Annotated in this window: 15 protein-coding genes; 1 reads left to right on the top strand and 14 read right to left on the bottom strand. The window is 61.9% G+C overall.

All coding sequences use genetic code 11. The annotated features are described in order from the left end of the window. Positions 1-376: 376 nt before the first annotated feature. On the top strand, positions 377-1,351 hold the full coding sequence (locus tag DAQ1742_RS00905) for an isoaspartyl peptidase/L-asparaginase family protein (protein ID WP_035339171.1): 975 nt from the start codon (positions 377-379) through the stop codon (positions 1,349-1,351). Here DAQ1742_RS00905 and DAQ1742_RS00900 read toward each other — a convergent pair. The 14 genes from DAQ1742_RS00900 to DAQ1742_RS00835 all read right to left on the bottom strand — a co-directional run bounded on the left by DAQ1742_RS00900 (position 1,327) and on the right by DAQ1742_RS00835 (position 16,023). After that, positions 1,327-2,754 carry an HlyD family secretion protein gene (locus DAQ1742_RS00900; RefSeq protein WP_067486520.1) on the bottom strand — a complete coding sequence of 476 codons (1,428 nt, stop codon included), beginning with the start codon at positions 2,752-2,754 and terminating at the stop codon, positions 1,327-1,329. The genes DAQ1742_RS00905 and DAQ1742_RS00900 overlap by 25 nt on opposite strands. Next, positions 2,747-4,198: a TolC family protein gene (locus tag DAQ1742_RS00895; protein ID WP_145916225.1), complete on the bottom strand. Its 1,452-nt coding sequence runs from the start codon at positions 4,196-4,198 to the stop codon at positions 2,747-2,749. The genes DAQ1742_RS00900 and DAQ1742_RS00895 overlap by 8 nt, the downstream gene beginning before the upstream one ends. 19 nt (positions 4,199-4,217) lie before the next feature. Continuing rightward, positions 4,218-5,435 carry an ABC transporter permease gene (locus DAQ1742_RS00890; protein ID WP_067486517.1) on the bottom strand — a complete coding sequence of 406 codons (1,218 nt, stop codon included), beginning with the start codon at positions 5,433-5,435 and terminating at the stop codon, positions 4,218-4,220. Then, positions 5,428-6,132 carry an ABC transporter ATP-binding protein gene (locus DAQ1742_RS00885; RefSeq protein ID WP_035339164.1) on the bottom strand — a complete coding sequence of 235 codons (705 nt, stop codon included), beginning with the start codon at positions 6,130-6,132 and terminating at the stop codon, positions 5,428-5,430. The genes DAQ1742_RS00890 and DAQ1742_RS00885 overlap by 8 nt, the downstream gene beginning before the upstream one ends. An 85-nt stretch (positions 6,133-6,217) precedes the next feature. Then, entirely contained in the window at positions 6,218-6,982 is a 765-nt protein-coding gene (locus tag DAQ1742_RS00880; protein WP_035339162.1) for a hypothetical protein, read from the bottom strand. A 23-nt stretch (positions 6,983-7,005) separates the two neighbouring features. Then, complete coding sequence (locus DAQ1742_RS00875) at positions 7,006-7,770, bottom strand: hypothetical protein (RefSeq protein WP_035339160.1); 765 nt, start codon at positions 7,768-7,770, stop codon at positions 7,006-7,008. Positions 7,771-7,793: 23 nt separating this feature from the next. Next, positions 7,794-8,558 (bottom strand): hypothetical protein, encoded by a 765-nt coding sequence (locus DAQ1742_RS00870; RefSeq protein ID WP_035339158.1) that lies wholly within the window; start codon positions 8,556-8,558, stop codon positions 7,794-7,796. A gap of 106 nt (positions 8,559-8,664) precedes the next feature. Continuing rightward, positions 8,665-9,135, bottom strand: a complete 471-nt coding sequence (locus DAQ1742_RS00865; RefSeq protein ID WP_051123980.1) for a hypothetical protein — start codon at positions 9,133-9,135, stop codon at positions 8,665-8,667. Between the two features lie 273 nt (positions 9,136-9,408). Further along, positions 9,409-10,938, bottom strand: coding sequence for a serine hydrolase domain-containing protein (locus DAQ1742_RS00860; RefSeq protein WP_035339154.1), 1,530 nt, complete (start codon positions 10,936-10,938; stop codon positions 9,409-9,411). Beyond that, positions 10,935-11,675 (bottom strand): ABC transporter ATP-binding protein, encoded by a 741-nt coding sequence (locus DAQ1742_RS00855; RefSeq protein WP_035339152.1) that lies wholly within the window; start codon positions 11,673-11,675, stop codon positions 10,935-10,937. The genes DAQ1742_RS00860 and DAQ1742_RS00855 overlap by 4 nt, the downstream gene beginning before the upstream one ends. A gap of 12 nt (positions 11,676-11,687) precedes the next feature. Then, on the bottom strand, positions 11,688-12,518 hold the full coding sequence (locus DAQ1742_RS00850) for an ABC transporter ATP-binding protein (protein WP_035339150.1): 831 nt from the start codon (positions 12,516-12,518) through the stop codon (positions 11,688-11,690). After that, on the bottom strand, positions 12,519-13,421 hold the full coding sequence (locus tag DAQ1742_RS00845) for an ABC transporter permease (RefSeq protein ID WP_035339148.1): 903 nt from the start codon (positions 13,419-13,421) through the stop codon (positions 12,519-12,521). It abuts the gene before it with no gap. Next, entirely contained in the window at positions 13,418-14,428 is a 1,011-nt protein-coding gene (locus DAQ1742_RS00840; RefSeq protein WP_035339145.1) for an ABC transporter permease, read from the bottom strand. Before DAQ1742_RS00840 ends, DAQ1742_RS00845 begins: the two co-directional genes overlap by 4 nt. After that, positions 14,428-16,023 carry an ABC transporter substrate-binding protein gene (locus DAQ1742_RS00835; RefSeq protein WP_035345631.1) on the bottom strand — a complete coding sequence of 532 codons (1,596 nt, stop codon included), beginning with the start codon at positions 16,021-16,023 and terminating at the stop codon, positions 14,428-14,430. Before DAQ1742_RS00835 ends, DAQ1742_RS00840 begins: the two co-directional genes overlap by 1 nt. Positions 16,024-16,160: the final 137 nt, after the last annotated feature.

Below are 16,160 nucleotides of genomic sequence, written 5' to 3'. Positions count from 1 at the left end.
ACTTCGCCGGGTAAGCCGCAGGACGCGGCGAAAGCCCGTGCCGCGTCTGAAAAAAACGCCGGGAGCGTTTTTGAACAGCGTTTACGCTGGCCCGCAGGGCGAGCCCCAGGGATGGGGCGAGTAACCACGTCACGGGCGGCCCGAATAGCGAAGGCGAACGCCGAAGGTACCGCGCCAGCGGCACAGTTTAGCCACCAGCCAGTGGTCAAGGAGAGGCGGCACTTGAGCCTCTCCTTGTCGGGCGTACGATGATTCCGCAAAGGAACCCGAGGTCATTACGCACGAAACGCGCCACGGTTCTGACATGGCTTCGCCTGTAATAAAACAACATGGCGGTTTGTTAACCGCCCCAGTCTTGTGAATAACGGGAGAGACGATGAAACCGGTTATTGTGATTCATGGTGGTGCAGGCGCGCTTAGCCGTGCGGCGATGGACAGCGAAAAAGAGCAGCATTATCGCACCGCGCTGCAACAGATTGTCGCCGCAGGTCAGGCGATGCTCGCTGCGGGTGCCAGTGCGCTGGATGTCGTTACCGAGGCGGTGAGACAACTGGAAGAGTGCCCGTTATTTAACGCAGGCAAAGGCGCGGTATTCACCGATGCGGCCACCCACGAACTCGATGCCAGCATCATGGATGGCCGCACGCGGGAAGCCGGGGCGATTGCCGGGGTAAACCGGATCCGCAACCCAATTCTGGCCGCCCGTTGCGTGCTGGAGTACAGCCCGCATGTGCTGTTCACCGCCGCCGGTGCCGAAGCGTTTGCCCGCGAGCAGGGCCTTGAGATGGTGGAGCCGGAGTTTTTCTCCACCGATGAGCGCTACCAGCAGTTGTTGAAGGCGCAGGCAGGCAGCGGGCACATCCTGCTGGATCACGATGGCGCACAGGCAACGACTGGCGGCGACCCGCTCGACCCCGACCGCAAATTCGGCACGGTGGGTGCAGTTGCGTGTGATGCCGCAGGCAATCTGGCCGCCGCCACCTCGACCGGCGGCATGACCAACAAACGCGCCGGGCGCGTCGGCGATTCGCCAATCATTGGCGCAGGCTGTTATGCCGATAACCGCACCGTGGCGGTGTCCTGCACCGGCACCGGCGAAGTGTTTATGCGCAGCGTCGCCGCTTATGATGTTGCCGCGCGCATCGAATACGGCAAGCTGCCGCTTGCCCAGGCAGCGGAACAGGTAGTGATGGAAAACGTGCTGGCGCTCGGCGGCAGCGGCGGGCTCATCGCCGTGGATGCGCAAGGCCACATCGCGCTGCCGTTTAACAGCGAGGGGATGTATCGCGGCTACGGTTACGTGGGGGAAGAGGCGGTGGTCGGCATTTACCGCGACGGCACCCACACATAACCGAGGCTCGGCGGCCCGGCGTTATTCAACGCGGGATTATTGTCTGCGGCGTGACGCGGTGCCTCATCGCCAGGGCTGCCCTGCGCGGAGTGCTGGCTGGCGGGTGCGCCGTCGGGCGTCACCAGACCGGCTACGCGCTCAAGGCCCTGAACCTCAACGCCCTGTAGCACCGGCTGACCGGCCGTGACCGGCACCGTCACCACCGGTGCCGCGGGTGTTGCGCGATACTGGACATACGACTGGCCCTGCTCATCACGCTGGATGGCCTCGGGTGCAAGCGCGATGCCGCGCGCATTGCGGTACAATATCACCGCCAGCCGGGCGCTCATGCCAAGCCGCACCGGCGGGTTGAGGCCCGCGAGCGGGCTGTCGATAGCAACCACCACATCGTAATACGCCCCGCTGCCCTGCCCCTCGGCAGCACCGGTTTGCATCGCGCCGGTTTGCAGGGCAATAGTGGCGATGTGCCCGTCCAGCATGTGCCCGGCAAAACCGTCGCCGCTGATTTGCACCGCCATGCCCTCTTGCAACAGGTGTAAGTCCGTCTCTTCGACCCGCGTGAGCACCTCGAATCTGTCCTGCCCGATAACCGTCAGCAGCGGCGTCCCCTGCGTCACCGACAGGCCCGCTTGCACCATCATCGCTTTACCGGTTTGCGGCACGACCGAGCGCACGATAACCCCGGCCACGGGTGCCGTGACCTCCCGACGGGCATGCATCGCCTCCAGCGCCTGATAACGCGCCTGGGCGTTGAGCAGCTCCATCTCGGCAATTTTACGCGCCTCGCCCTGGCCCCGCGCCAGCACCGCCGTTAATTCTTCCTGCGCGCTGCTCACGTCCTGAGTCTGGGTGTTAACCTGCTGTACCAGCGCATCCACCTCCATGCGCGCGACAATGCCTCGGGCAAACAGCGCCTGTGTCTCTCGCAGGCTGGCGTGAGTCTGGCTCAGTGCCTGCCGGGCATGGGTCAGCGCACGGCGCGCGCGCGCCACCTCGGCACTGCTCTCCCACTGGCGCAGTTGTTGTACTTCACGCTGCACTTTCAGCATCTCCGCCTCGGCCTGACGCATCTGAATGGCGAGCTGTGCGGTGTCTATCGTCAGCAGCGTCTGCCCATGCTCAACCCGCTGGCCTTCCTGCACCCGCACCTCACGCACCACGCCTTCGAATGGCGCAGTCAGTGTGATGCGCGTTGCCGCCTGAATTTGCCCGACCAGCCCGAGCTGGGTTTCCAGCGGCTGTGCCACCACCTCGACCCAGCGGCCCGCCTGCGGCGATGTCTGTGCGCCCGGCGATATCATGGCACGCGCCACAAAACCGGCGATAACCAACAGCAGCACCAGCGCGGCTACCGCGCCCCGCTTGCCTATCCGACGGTATAGGGAGGTGAAAAAATCAGTCATTTAACGCGATATCCCAGCTTTCCAGTGTGGTGCCAAGCGTTCTGTCCAGTTCCGCCTGCGCATTCAGATAACTCATCAAGGCATTGAGCCGCGCATTTTCGGCATTGCGTAAATCGTTTTCAAAACTCAATACCTGAAAGTTGCTCGAGCGGCCTGCCGTCAGCTTTTCCCGTTCAATCTCCAGTTTACGGCGCGATAAATCACGGGCGCGCTGGGCGATTTCAAACTGACGCCAGCGCACGCTAATCGCCCTGACGGCGTTGGTCACGTCGCGCTCCAGTTGCTGGCGCGCTTCGGCCAGTTGCAGCGCCTGATTTTGCACCCTGACCTGCGCCTGCGTTTGCGCCTGCTGGCGGCTCATGTCGCCAATCGGGATATCCACCTGCACGCCAACATAGTTCTCCCAGTTGCGGGTACTGCCGCTGACCGTGCTGCGGTCACTCACCTGAGTGCGCCCGCCCACCAGCGACACATCCCACAGCCGCTCGTTACGCGCTACCGCCAGCGCTATCTGGGCCTGCTCGGCGCTAATCAACTGGCTAAGGTAGGCCGGTTGCGAGGTCTGCGCCTGCCTGAGCGCCTGCGCCGCGTCCACCTCAATGCGCGCCGCCTGCATGGCATCGGTGGCCACAATCGGCGTATTCAGGCCCAGCGCCAGCAACTGTAATAACGCCAGCCGTGAAGTATCTTGTTGGTTAACGGCGTCTTCATAACCCAGCTCCTGGGTAGCGACATCCGCTTCGGTTTGCACTATCTCAAATTCCGCCATCCGGCCTGCGGCAATCATCGCCCGGTTGACCTCCAGCAGTTGCCGCGCCCGCGCCAGCGCATCCTGCGCTATCTGCACCTGCTCTTGGGCGCGCAGGACATCACGATAGGCGATGATGACCTGGGTTATCGTCTGCGACACCGTGGTTTTCAGCCCCAGCCGGTTCATCTGTTCCGTCAGTTGCGCCAGCCGCACCGGGGCCGTCGCCGCCTCACGGCCCGCGCCGCGCAGCAGCGGCTGAATCACCGAGAGGTTCGCGCCATCGTTGCGCGACACCCCGGCGTCATCCGCCTGCGTATGGCGCACCGTCCAGCCGAGGCTCATGCGAGTGCCGTAAGGGGTCAATAACGTGGAGGTCGGCGTCAGGTTGCCCTGCCGATAGCGGTCGGACTGATTGCGCGCCGATAAATAACTGCCACTGAGTGCCAGCTTCGGGGTGAAGCGATCTTCCGCCACGCGCAGGTCAAATTTTTGCGCTATCCGGTCGAGGTAGGCGCTGCGAATAGCCCGGTTATCGCGCAGCCCCAGATAAATCGCATCACTCAGCGTCAGCTCAATGCGTTGGGCGGCTGGCGATGGGTGGGCATTATATGACGATGCGCCCGCTCGCGTGGCCTGCGACGGGGTGAGTTCAGCCCCGGCCACGCCCGTCAGCAACAGCATCAGAAATATCATCAGAAACAGGCTATGGCGGTTAATCATCACGCAGCGCCCTGACCGGTTGCAGGCGGGCAGCGGCCCGCGCCGGGCTCAGACCAAAAAACAGGCCCGCCAGTACGGAGCTGCCCATCCCTAATACCAGTGACAACGGCGAGAAGCTAAACTCCGCCCCGCCGGAGAGCGTCACAAACAACCAGGCCGCCGCCACGCCCACCAGCGCCCCCGCCAGCGCCCCGAGCGTGGTCAGCGCAATCGCTTCTGACAAAAACAGGCTGGCGATATCGCGTGGCCGCGCGCCCAGCGCCATGCGCACGCCAATTTCCCGCCGCCGTTCGCTGACGTTCATCAGCATGACGTTCATCACACCGACACCGCCGACGATCAATGAAATCCCGCCGAGCCCCGCCAGCAGCCAGGAAAACAGATGCGATTGTTGGGCGATGCCCGCCAGCAGTTGCCGGGGGACTTGAACCTCGATTTGCTGGCCGGGCAGCAGTGACTGAAGGTGGGACGGTAACGCCAGCGCCAGCGACTCCAGCACCTCGCTGTTGCGCGCGCGCACCAGTACCGTGTTGATAGCAGGCGCAGGCAGCAGACGGCTCATGCCCTCAAGCGGCACCAGAATGCTGTCATCCACCGACATCGTCAGTAACGGGTTCGGCCCGCGAGGGTGCAACACCCCAACAATCTGAAACAGATAGCCGCCCAGTTGCACCCGCGTGCCCGGTGCCACCGCCACCCCTTTGGCCGCCAGTTCCTCGACCAGGTGCGCCCCGATCACCGCGTGGGTGCTGTTGGTATCAAACTCACTCAAAAAGCGCCCCTGCGCCAGTTGCAAATCCAGCACGCTGGCAAGCGCCGGGTTCACGCCCGCCAGCAGGGTGTTGATACTGCGCCCGCCGATACGCGACTCCAGCGAGGTAATAGTCAGCGCCGACAGGCTGCGGATATCCGGCAACGTATCGGCCAGCCCGCGCATATCCGGCACGCTGGCTGGATACGGCGACATCTGGCTACCGGCGGGGGGGTGTACCGTCGCCACCAGCACGTCGCTGCCCATATTGCGGAACACCGCCATCGCCTGTGCTTCGGCGTTATGGCCAATATTCATCAGCGCCACCACCGCCGCACAGCCGACCGCGATGCCCAGCAGCGCCAATACCGCACGCCGCCCCAGCAGGCGCAAGCTCTCCAGCGGTTCACTCACCTGCTGGCGTAACGACGGGCCGTATGACGATAGCCGCTCACGCATCCGCCTGCTCCCAAATGCGGCCATCGCGCACCTGAATACAGCGCTGCATCCGGCGGGCGAGGCTGTTGTCATGCGTGACCATCACCAGCGTCACCGCGCGTTGATGATTCAGGGTTAACAGCAGGCCGATAATCTCTTGTGCGGTTTGGCTGTCGAGATTGCCGGTCGGCTCATCGGCCAGTAACAGCGCAGGCTCGCCCACCAGCGCACGCGCTATCGCCACCCGCTGACGCTGCCCGCCGGATAAATCGGCCGGGCGGTGGTGCTCACGCCCGGCCAGCCCCACGCGGGCCAGCTGTTCGCGCGCCCGCTGCCGCGCCAACGGGCGCGCGATCCCGCGGTAATACAGCGGCAGGGCAACGTTGTCCTGAAGGTCGAGGCGCGCCAGCAGGTTGAAGCTCTGGAAGACAAAACCGATAGTGCGGTTGCGCATCATGGCGCGCGCATCGTCGCTGGCCTGCGTCATCTCGGTGCCCGCCAGCCACAACCGCCCGCCGGTCGGCTTATCCAGCAAACCGATGATGTTCAGTAAGGTGCTTTTACCCGACCCCGACGCGCCGATAATGGCGCAGGATTGCCCCCTGGCGACAGACAAAGAGATATCGTGCAGTACCGGTTGTACCGCCGGGGCCCCGGCGGCATAGGAATACGTAATGTGTTCTAAACGAAGCGAATCTGCTGGGCCAGCCTCGGGCATCCTGTCCTGTATCCTTGTTCTTTCCCTGTCACGACGGCGCTGGCATTCTAGCGCAAAATCATGCCATCGGTAGCGCGGGCGGGCATTATTGCGAGGCCGCTTGCACCTGCCCGGCACGTAGCGCCTGTGCATTGAGCAACGGGCGCAGCGCATCCTGCTGGCGCGCCAGCTCGTCGTCACTGCCGCCCTGAAGGATCAGGCTGGTCAGTTGGGCGGCGTAACCGTCTGGCAGTTGCGCTTCTTCTATCGCCGGCAGCGACTGATAGTGTTCCAGAATCGATTTATACGTACTGGCCGACACCCGGCCTTTGCGCTCGTACTCGTCATTCATTTTGGCAATGACGGCTCGCTTCCAGTCTTGTTCTTGATCATAAGATTCTTGCCACGCCGCCCGACGTTCATTCACGGTAAATGCACCGCTCTCGTCATAGGCTATCAGCGCCAGCTTATCGCGCGACATGCCCTTAAACGGGTTCGCCCCTTTGCCGTTGGTAAAATCGGTTGCCTGACGCGCCTGCGCCAGCCGCTGTGCGTCGCTGCTGTCCGGCACTTCGGCATCAAAGGCCGCTTTGTTCTGGTTATAGCCAGCCCCAAACAACTTCTCCGCCACTGTACTCGCTAATGTTGCAAGGCCGCGCCGGTCGGTGCTGGCATCCCGCGCCGAAGCCCGGGTGGCCGCCTCACTCAGGAGCCGCGCCATGCCGGATAACTGCGGCTGACCACTTGCCGCCGTGCTGCCGCCGGTGGCGTTTGCCGTCGCCGTCGTGCTGCCGGTGGCTGTGGTAGACAGTGTGCGCGTCTGGGCGGCGCTGTTGCCGTAGGTCGTGGTAAGGGTATTGATGTTAGTCATGGTCTGCTCTGCGCGCCCGCTGGTTACGGCTGGGCGGCTTTCGCCTGCCCGGTGCGTAACGCCTGTGCATTGAGCAACGGGCGCAGCGCATCCTGCTGGCGCGCCAGCTCGTCGTCACTGCCGCCCTGAAGGATCAGGCTGGTCAGTTGGGCGGCGTAACCGTCTGGCAGTTGCGCTTCTTCTATCGCCGGCAGCGACTGATAGTGTTCCAGAATCGATTTATACGTGCTGGCCGATACCCGGCCTTTGCGCTCGTACTCGTCCATTATTCTTGCAACAACACCTCGTGCCCACTCTGCGTGCTGATCGTAAGATTCTTCCCACGCCGCCCGACGTTCATTCACGGTAAAGGCACCGCTCTCGTCATAGGCTATCAGCGCCAGTTGATCGCGCGACATGCCCTTAAACGGGTTTGCCCCTTTGCCGTTGGTAAAGTCAGTTGCCTGACGCGCCTGCGCCAGCCGCTGTGCGTCGCTGCTGTCCGGCACTTCGGCATCAAAGGCCGCTTTGTTCTGGTTATAGCCAGCCCCAAACAACTTCTCCGCCACTGTACTCGCTAATGTTGCAAGGCCGCGCCGGTCGGTGCTGGCATCCCGCGCCGAAGCCCGGGTGGCCGCCTCACTCAGGAGCCGCGCCATGCCGGATAACTGCGGCTGATCGCTTGCCGCCGTGCTGCCGCCGGTGGCGTTTGCCGTCGCCGTCGTGCTGCAGGTGGCTGTGGTAGACAGTGTGCGCGTCTGGGCGGCGCTGTTGCCGTAGGTCGTGGTGAGGGTATTAATGTTAGTCATGGTCTGCTCTGCGCGCCCGCTGGTTACGGCTGGGTGGCTTTCGCCTGTCCGGCACGCAACGCCTGTGCATTGAGCAACGGGCGCAGCGCATCCTGCTGGCGCGCCAGCTCGTCGTCACTGCCGCCCTGAAGGATCAGGCTGGTCAGTTGGGCGGCGTAACCGTCTGGCAGTTGCGCTTCTTCTATCGCCGGCAGCGACTGATAGTGTTCCAGAATCGATTTATACGTACTGGCCGACACCCGGCCTTTGCGCTCGTCTTCTTCGTTCATTTTAGCGATGACTGCCTGTTTCCAGGACTCTTCCTGATCGTAAGCTTCTCTCCACGCCGCCCGACGCTCATTCACGGTAAAGGCACCGCTCTCGTCATAGGCTATCAGCGCCAGCTTATCGCGCGACATGCCTTTGAACGGGTTCGCCCCTTTGCCGTTGGTAAAGTCAGTTGCCTGACGCGCCTGCGCCAGCCGCTGTGCGTCGCTGCTGTCCGGCACTTCGGCATCAAAAGCTGCTTTGTTCTGGTTATAACCAGGCCCCAGCAGTTTATCGATAACCCTGTCGGCAATAGCGGCAAGGCCGCGCCGGTCGGTGCTGGCATCCCGCGCCGCCGCCCGGTTGGCCGCCTCGCTCAGGAGCCGCGCCATACCGGATAACTGCGGCTGACCGCTTGCCGCCGTGCTGCCGCCGGTGGCGTTTGCCGTCGCCGTCGTGCTGCCGGTGGCTGTGGTAGACAGTGTGCGCGTCTGGGCGGCGCTGTTGCCGTAGGTCGTGGTGAGGGTATTGATGTTAGTCACAATCTGCTCCTGTCGATAACACGTAGCACTTCTGTTCGTTGCCAGACGGCGAGGAGCCCCTCCTTGCACCGCATACAAAAGCAAAAAGAGGGGCACCTGAGGCGGCTTACCTCATGGTGAACTCTACACTCCAGGTGTAGTTAGCAAGGCTCTGTGATGTGATGGTGGCATTACACACCGCGCCGTTGCTGGCCTCGGCATTTTTCGTCCACTTCGGTGCCTTGGCGATGGTGCCGGTAAACAGGCCGCCTGGGATCACGGTGTTAACAAAGGTGGTGCTGAATACGCAGGTTTTTCTGCCAATGGTGTAACGCACTACAGCGGCATTAACATCTGGGCTGAGAGTATTCTGTACACGGTAAAAACTCGTTGTTTGTGCTTCCACCTGAGTCGATGGTTTAGGGTTAGCAATCGCATCCGTGCTGATTTCATTATTGGTAATCGGCTTATAGGTTGCAGTTTCATTGCTTAAATTTTTAAACGTGATACTTACAGCGGGGCCGGCATACGCCGCCTGTGCGGTAAACATCATGGCGGTACTGATTGCCATGCCCAGGATACTGTTCTTGATTAGCATAATATTTTGTTTCCATGTGTTGTCTTTGTCGCAGAGCGGCGCTCACGCCCGCCCTGCCCGGTCTACAGCGTGCGCTGTAAATCCTTTCCGGCCACTTTGCAACCGACGTCTTCCTTGTCACAGACCCCGTTTTACGCAAAGTCCCTTTACATTCGTTACGGTAACGATCTGACAAAGTTAACGACCCCAACACCAGAAACTTTAATTTTTTTTATGTATTACGCGTTTTCGTAAGCGAGACTGGCCCCGCAATTTGCCCGTTGATTCATTCGGTTATCCACGCTGATAGCGCACCACCCGGCTGCGATTAAGCAGCAGCACCAGCTCGCCATGCTCCCGCCACAGTGAAAAGCGTTTTTCCCACGGGCCATCCTGCACGCAGGCAAGCGCGCAGCCGTGGCCAAGCGCCTGCACGGTGCCGGTCAGCGCGGCGGGGCCTATCCCCATCACGAGTTGCTCGCCGTCAATCACCAGCTCGCTGCGCGCCTCGGGCTGTCGCCAGCGCCCTTGCAGCGCCGCCACGCTGTCATCAGCCTGCGCCGCAACAAAACGGCACGGCGCATGGCCGATTTCCCCCTCAATCACCGCGCCATGTTGTCGCAAACGCATCGGGAAATGGCTTGAGAGCGATACCGCTTCGCCCGGCGTGTCGCCGTGGCCCAGCGAGTCGCCGTGATAGAGCGTTTCCGTTGCGCCAAGCCAGCAGGCGCTGGTTGCGCCAATTTCCAGCCAGTGGCCGCCGGATTGCGCCACGTAGCGCCCCGGCGTCAGCGTATGGCCGCGTACCGGTAACGGCTGGCCTGACAGCGCAGCCATCACCCGCAGCGCACTGTCATAGGTCGCCACATCTTCACGGTTTGCCACCAGCGCCACCCCCACGCGTCGCTGTGGGTCGAGCAGGAAATAGCTCTTGTAGCCCGCGTGCGAACCGCCGTGGCCGATAAGCGATACCGTACCAAGACGGCTGTGCGCGACGCCAAGCCCGTAAGCGGTCTGGCGGCCATCACGCAGATAACGCGGGGCGCAAAGGCGCGCTAATACCCCTTCGCCCGGCCCCTGATTCATTAGCAATGCTTGTAGCCAGCGCGTCAGGTCATGCACGCTGCCCGTCACACAGCCGGAGGTGGACAGGTGTAATCCGGCGCAGGATAACTGCCAGCCCTGCGGCGATAGCCAGTAGCCCGGCACCAGACCGGGCACGATATCAAACCAGGTTTCCGGCGCGCTCAGGGCAATCCCCAGCGGGGCATTCACCTGCCGGGCCAGCCAGTCGGCAAAATACATCCCTTTGGCTTTCAGCGCTTCTTCCACCAGACGATACCCGGTATTGGTGTAGGAAATTTCGCTGCCTGCCGGGTAATTGAGCGCGCCATTCGCGGCGACAAACGCCAGCAGACGGCTGGCGGTGGTGGCGTTATAGACCGACAAACCGAGTAGCGACAGGCTTTCGCGCACATCCGGCAAACCGGAAGTCATGTCCAGCGCCTGCCCGATAGTCACCGCCGCGCTCGCGCCGCGCAATGGCGGCAGATGCGTGTCGAGGCGGTCGGTCAGCGCCACTGCGTGAGAGGCCGCTCCTGTCACCATCGCCGCAAACAGATGTTTGGTGACGGAGGCAAAGCGCACTACGCTTGCGGCGGTAAAAGGCGTGCGCTGCGCCAAATCCGCCAGCCCGCCGCAGCAGGCGGCATGAATCTGCTCGCCGTCAAACACGGTGATGGCCCCGCCCGGCGCACCGGGTTGCCGCCAGGATTGCGCGATGGCCTCGGCTTCGTCGAGGGCGGCGCGCCAGTGTAATGTCATGCGGGTTGCTCCAGTGTCATACTCAAATCATACAGTTCAGCGGTGTGCGGGTGATGCAGGTTACGCGCGCGCAAATCCGTCACGCTCAGTTGCTCAACCATCTCGCCGTGCTGCATCACGCCGATGCGCTGGCACAGATGCGACACCACCGCCAGATTATGGCTGACCATAAGGTAGGTGAGCTGGCGCGCCTGCCGTAATTCCGTGAGCAGATTGAGGATTTCCGCCTGCACCGACACATCCAGCGCCGAGGTGGGTTCATCGAGCAGCAGCACTTGCGGTTCGGCAATCAGCGCCCGGGCAATCGCCACCCGCTGGCGCTGGCCGCCGGAGAGCTGATGGGGAAAGCGAAAACGCACGCTCGCGGGCAACCCCACCTCCGCCAGCGCCTGGGTGATGCGCTGTTCGGCGCGCTCAAAACGGTGTATCAGCAAGGGTTCGTGCAAAATACGGTCAATGGTCTGGCGCGGGTGCAGCGATCCATACGGGTCTTGAAACACCATCTGCACTTGTCGGAAGAAGGCGCGATCGCGCCGTGGTTGCTGGGCCATACCGCCAAATTCAATGCGGCCTTGCCAGTGGCGATTCAACCCGGCCAGCGCGCGCAAAATGGTGGACTTGCCTGAACCGCTCTCACCCACCATGCCAAAGCTGTCACCGTTTTTGAGCGCAAAACTCACCCCTTTCACCACCTCGACACCGCCAAAAGCAATGCGCAGATTGTCTACCTTAATCATGCCACTCTCCAGTCATGCCGTTTTCCAGGCCGGATCGCGCTGCAACACCGGCAGGCGATCGCGCGGGTGTTGCAGCGACGGCAGGCAGGCCAACAGCCCTTGCGTGTAGGGGTGTTGTGCCTGTAACAGTGCGCTGGCCTTGACCATTTCCACCACGCGCCCGGCATACATCACCGCCACGCGGTCACAAAAGTGCGACACCAGCGGCAGGTCATGGCTTATCAGAATCAGGCCCATGCCGCGCTGCGACACCAGCTCATCCATCAGGCAGAGGATCTCCGCCTGTACGGTGGCATCGAGCGCCGAGGTCGGTTCATCGGCAATCAGCAGTTCCGGGTCAGGAGCCAGCATCATGGCTATCATCACCCGCTGGCCCATGCCGCCGGAGACTTCATGCGGGTAGCGCTGCGCCACCCGCTGTGGCTCGCGGATGCGCACCTGATCCAGTAACGCGATAGCCGCCTGCATCGCCGCCCGGCGGCTGCCGCCTTTGTGCTCGCGCCAGGCCTCGGCTATCTGCTGGCCGACGCTCATCACCGGGTTGAGCGAGTATTTCGCGTCTTGCAGAATAAAGCCGATGCGCTTGCCGCGGATCTGCCGCAAGGTTTTCTCGCTCGCCCCCAGCAGGTCGATACCATCAAAACGCAATCGGTCTGCCTGTAGCCGCGCATTACCCGGCAGCAGTTGCATCAGGCTGCGGGCGGTCAGCGACTTGCCGGAACCGCTTTCACCGACAATAGCGAACTTCTCTTTCCCAACGCTAAAGCTCACCCCGCGCACTGCTTCAACGGTTTGCGTACCGCTGGCAAACGCGACGCGCAAATTTTCAATTTCCACCAGCATTTAACGCTCCTTCGGGTCAAGCACATCGCGCAGGCCATCACCGAGAAAATTACACGCCAGCGACGTGAGGAAAATGGCGACACAGGGCACCAGCGGCACCCACCATGCGTTAAACAGAAAACGGCGCGCGGTGGCTATCATGGTGCCCCACTCCGGCGACGGCGGTTGTGCGCCCATGCCAAGGAAACCAAGGCTGGCGGCGGTAATGATGATGGAGCTCATATCCAGCGTCACCCGCACAATCAGGCTTGAAACACACAACGGCATGATGTGACGCACGATAATGCGCAGCGGTGCCGCGCCGGTCATGCGGCTGGCGGCGATAAAATCGCTGTGGCGATATTGCAGGGTTTCGGCGCGTGCCAGCCGCGCATAGGGCGGCCAGGCCGTCAGCGCGATGGCCAGCACCGCGCTCTCCACGCCCGGTTTGAGTGCGGCGACAAACGCCAGCGCCAGCACCAGCCGGGGAAAGGCCAGAAAAATGTCGGTCAGCCGCATCAGGACTTTATCCGCCATGCCGCCGGCATACCCGGCCACACAGCCCACCAGCAATCCGACAGGGGCGGTCAGCGCCACCACCGCCATCACCATCCCAAGCGTCGTTCGTCCGCCATATAGCATACGGCTTAACACATCGCGCCCGAGCTCATCGGTGCCCAGCCAGTGATGCACCGACGGCGCGGCCAGCCGGTTCGATAAGTCCTGAAAACCGGGGTCGTAAGGCGCAAGCCAGGGCGCAGCCAGCGACAGTAGTAACATCAATACGATGATGATAAGCCCCAGCATCGCCAGCGGGTGGCGGCAAAACGCCAGCCACAGCCGGTAACGTTGCCCCCACAGCGCCTGACGGGGCGTGGTGGGCGTATCATCGAGCAACCAGGCTCGTGAGAGAAAGAGACTCATGTGACGCGTGGATCCCAAAGTCGATAGAAAATGTCAGCCAGCAGGTTCAATAACACGTAGACCGCACCGACCAGTAATGTGGCACCCACCACCGGGTTCATGTCCGCGTTAAGCAGCGCATTGGTCAGGTACTGACCGAGCCCCGGCCAGGAGAAGACGTTTTCCGTCACCACTGCGCCTTCGAGCAACCCGGCATAGGTCAGCGCCAATACCGTCACCAGTTGCACCGCCACCGTCGGGAACGCATGCCGCCACACCACCCGGCGAGAGGACAGCCCTTTGGCGCGCGCGGTAATGATAAATTCGCCGCTTAATGCATTGAGCATGAAGGTGCGGGTCATGCGGGTGATATACGCCATACTGAAATAGGCCAGGATCAGCACCGGCTGGGCCATGTGCGCCAGCGCATCGCGCAGCGCGTCATAGTCGCCCGCCAGCAGTGCATCGACGGTCAGCAAGCCGGTGACGTGCGGCACCATGTCCTGAAACAGGATGTCCTGCCGCCCTGGCCCCGGCGCAATCCCCAGCACGGCGTAAAACACCAGCAGGCTCAGGAGCGCCAGCACAAACACCGGCAGCGAGTGCCCAGCCAGACAGATGACGCGCAGGGTTTGATCCAGCCAGCTGCCCTGACGCACCGCCGCCCACACGCCAAGCGGAATGCCGACCAGCGCGGCGACGATAATCGCCGCCGTCGCCAGCTCCAGCGTGGCCGGGAAATAGCGGGCGATGTCAGCCGTCACGGCGTTTGAGGTCAGGATCGAGCGCCCCAAATCACCGTGCAGCAGTTGGTTAAGGTAGTGGCCGTATTGCACCCACAGCGGGCTATCGAGCCCCATTTCCTGACGCACGCGCTCCACCACCGCCTGAGGCGCGTTGTCGCCCACCGCCGCCAGCACCGGGTCTGTCGGCATGATGCGGCCGATAAAAAAGGTCAGCACCGACAGCCCCAGCAACGTCAGCAGCAGGCTGCCAAGCGCGCTGCCTACACGAATCAGGCCAGACATCAGGCTTTCTTCACTTGCTGATACGGCACCTTGCTTAACACCGTCATGGTGACGCCGCTGAGATTCTTACGGCAGGCCAAGGTCTTCTCGTCTTGCATCATCAGCGTGAACGGGCTCTGCTCGCGGTGGTTGCGTTGCAGGGTTTCATACAGCGCGATGCGTTTGGCCGGGTCTTGCTCGTGCAGCGCCTGTTCGGTGAGTTGATTGAACGTCGCATCTGACCAGTTGCAGCGCCACGCCAGCGTGCGGTTGCGCGCGCCGTCGCTGTTATCGGTGTTGATGCAAAACGCCTCGGCATTGGAGTTCGGGTCAAAATAGTCCGCGCCCCAGGCCGTTAGCGCCAGTTGTTGCTGGCGGGCGCGCATTTTGGTCAGCACCTGACGGTTTTCAGCGGCAATCAGCTTCACCCGGATGCCGATAGCGCCGAGCTGGGTCTGAATCGCCTGCGCGATATCGGGGTATGGCTGGGCGGAGTAGTGATCGAGCGTCACCTCAAAGCCATCGGCATAACCGGCGTCGTTGAGCAGCGCTTTGGCTTTGGCGACATCGAGATGGAACGGGTTATCTTCCAGTGCCGCCGGGAAACCGCCCGGCAAAAAACTCTGATGCACTTTGTGCGTCAGCGGCAGGATGTGTTTCTGGATGCTGTCATAGTCGAGCGCCCACTTGATCGCCTGCCACACCTGCGGTTTTTTCAGGAACTCGTTGGCGGTGTTGCACGACAGCAGCATCACGCTGGCGATGCTTTGGCGCACCAGATGGTAGCTGGCGTCATTAACCAGCGGGCGGATTTGCTCGGTGGTGAGATTACGGGCGATATCCACATCGCCTTTTTGCAGCATCAGCAACTGGGCCGACGGGTCAACGATGTGCTTGAGCAACACGCGCTTAAAGGCGTTGTCTGCCGGAAAGCGATCGTTTTTCTGCAATATAATGCTTTCGCTGGCTTTCCAGCTCACCAGTGAGAACGGGCCGGAACCGGCGCTGTTCTGCTTCAGCCACTGGTTGCCCCAGTCATTATTCTGCTGGTTGGCCAGCGCCAGTTTTTTCTGCACCACGCTGCCTACTGGCGCAGACAAACAGTAGAGCAGGAAGGTTTCCGCCGCTGGTTGCTCAAGGCTTATCACCAGCGTGTTCGCATCCGGCGCGGTAATGCGCTGCTCCACATTCTCTTTGGTCAAACCGAACTGGTTGATGATAAACGCCGGGCTTTTATCCAGCTTCACCGCACGCTGTAACGAGAACGCGGCATCTTCCGCTGTCACCGGCGCGCCATCGGCAAAGGTGGCTTGCGGGTTAAGGTGGAAGGTAAAGGTTTTGCTGTCGGCACTGACATCCCAGCTCGCGGCCAGCGAGCCCATCACCTGCTGCGGGTTCGCCGGGTTTGGCATCACCAGCCGCTGATAGAGGTTGCCGATTATCTCGGTGCCCACCGCTTCGAACGCCTCTTGTGGGTCGAGGCTGGTCATATTGTCGAGCTGCATCGCCATTACCAGCACCGAGGGCGGTGTGTCGGCAAAGGCGGTATTCAACCCAAGCCAGGACAGTAAAGGCACGGTCGCGCAACCGGCAAGAAAACGTCTTCTGGTAACCATCATTCCCCCAAGTGTCTGATTTAAAAATAAAATGAAAGTTATTTTTTCTCTCTGCGGCTTGACAGACCTTTCAGGCACTGGCTTAAATGGTGGCGCGGTGAGCAACATTTCACCGCCTGAAGCCACCGCCAAAGGGC

Origin of the sequence: Dickeya aquatica (genome assembly GCF_900095885.1) — a bacterium.
Lineage (GTDB): Bacteria > Pseudomonadota > Gammaproteobacteria > Enterobacterales > Enterobacteriaceae > Dickeya > Dickeya aquatica.
This window is presented reverse-complemented; position numbering and strand designations above follow the sequence as displayed.

Excerpts from the sequence above, each read along its gene's own strand:
- DAQ1742_RS00835 (WP_035345631.1), bottom strand. The coding sequence starts at position 16,023 with ATGGTTACCAGAAGACGTTTTCTTGCCGGTTGCGCGACCGTGCCTTTA.
- DAQ1742_RS00875 (WP_035339160.1), bottom strand. The coding sequence starts at position 7,770 with ATGACTAACATTAATACCCTCACCACGACCTACGGCAACAGCGCCGCC.
- DAQ1742_RS00890 (WP_067486517.1), bottom strand. The coding sequence starts at position 5,435 with ATGCGTGAGCGGCTATCGTCATACGGCCCGTCGTTACGCCAGCAGGTG.
- DAQ1742_RS00845 (WP_035339148.1), bottom strand. The coding sequence starts at position 13,421 with ATGAGTCTCTTTCTCTCACGAGCCTGGTTGCTCGATGATACGCCCACC.
- DAQ1742_RS00905 (WP_035339171.1), top strand. The coding sequence starts at position 377 with ATGAAACCGGTTATTGTGATTCATGGTGGTGCAGGCGCGCTTAGCCGT.
- DAQ1742_RS00855 (WP_035339152.1), bottom strand. The coding sequence starts at position 11,675 with ATGATTAAGGTAGACAATCTGCGCATTGCTTTTGGCGGTGTCGAGGTG.
- DAQ1742_RS00865 (WP_051123980.1), bottom strand. The coding sequence starts at position 9,135 with ATGCTAATCAAGAACAGTATCCTGGGCATGGCAATCAGTACCGCCATG.
- DAQ1742_RS00895 (WP_145916225.1), bottom strand. The coding sequence starts at position 4,198 with ATGATATTTCTGATGCTGTTGCTGACGGGCGTGGCCGGGGCTGAACTC.
- DAQ1742_RS00860 (WP_035339154.1), bottom strand. The coding sequence starts at position 10,938 with ATGACATTACACTGGCGCGCCGCCCTCGACGAAGCCGAGGCCATCGCG.
- DAQ1742_RS00880 (WP_035339162.1), bottom strand. The coding sequence starts at position 6,982 with ATGACTAACATCAATACCCTTACCACGACCTACGGCAACAGCGCCGCC.
- DAQ1742_RS00850 (WP_035339150.1), bottom strand. The coding sequence starts at position 12,518 with ATGCTGGTGGAAATTGAAAATTTGCGCGTCGCGTTTGCCAGCGGTACG.
- DAQ1742_RS00840 (WP_035339145.1), bottom strand. The coding sequence starts at position 14,428 with ATGTCTGGCCTGATTCGTGTAGGCAGCGCGCTTGGCAGCCTGCTGCTG.
- DAQ1742_RS00900 (WP_067486520.1), bottom strand. The coding sequence starts at position 2,754 with ATGACTGATTTTTTCACCTCCCTATACCGTCGGATAGGCAAGCGGGGC.
- DAQ1742_RS00885 (WP_035339164.1), bottom strand. The coding sequence starts at position 6,132 with ATGCCCGAGGCTGGCCCAGCAGATTCGCTTCGTTTAGAACACATTACG.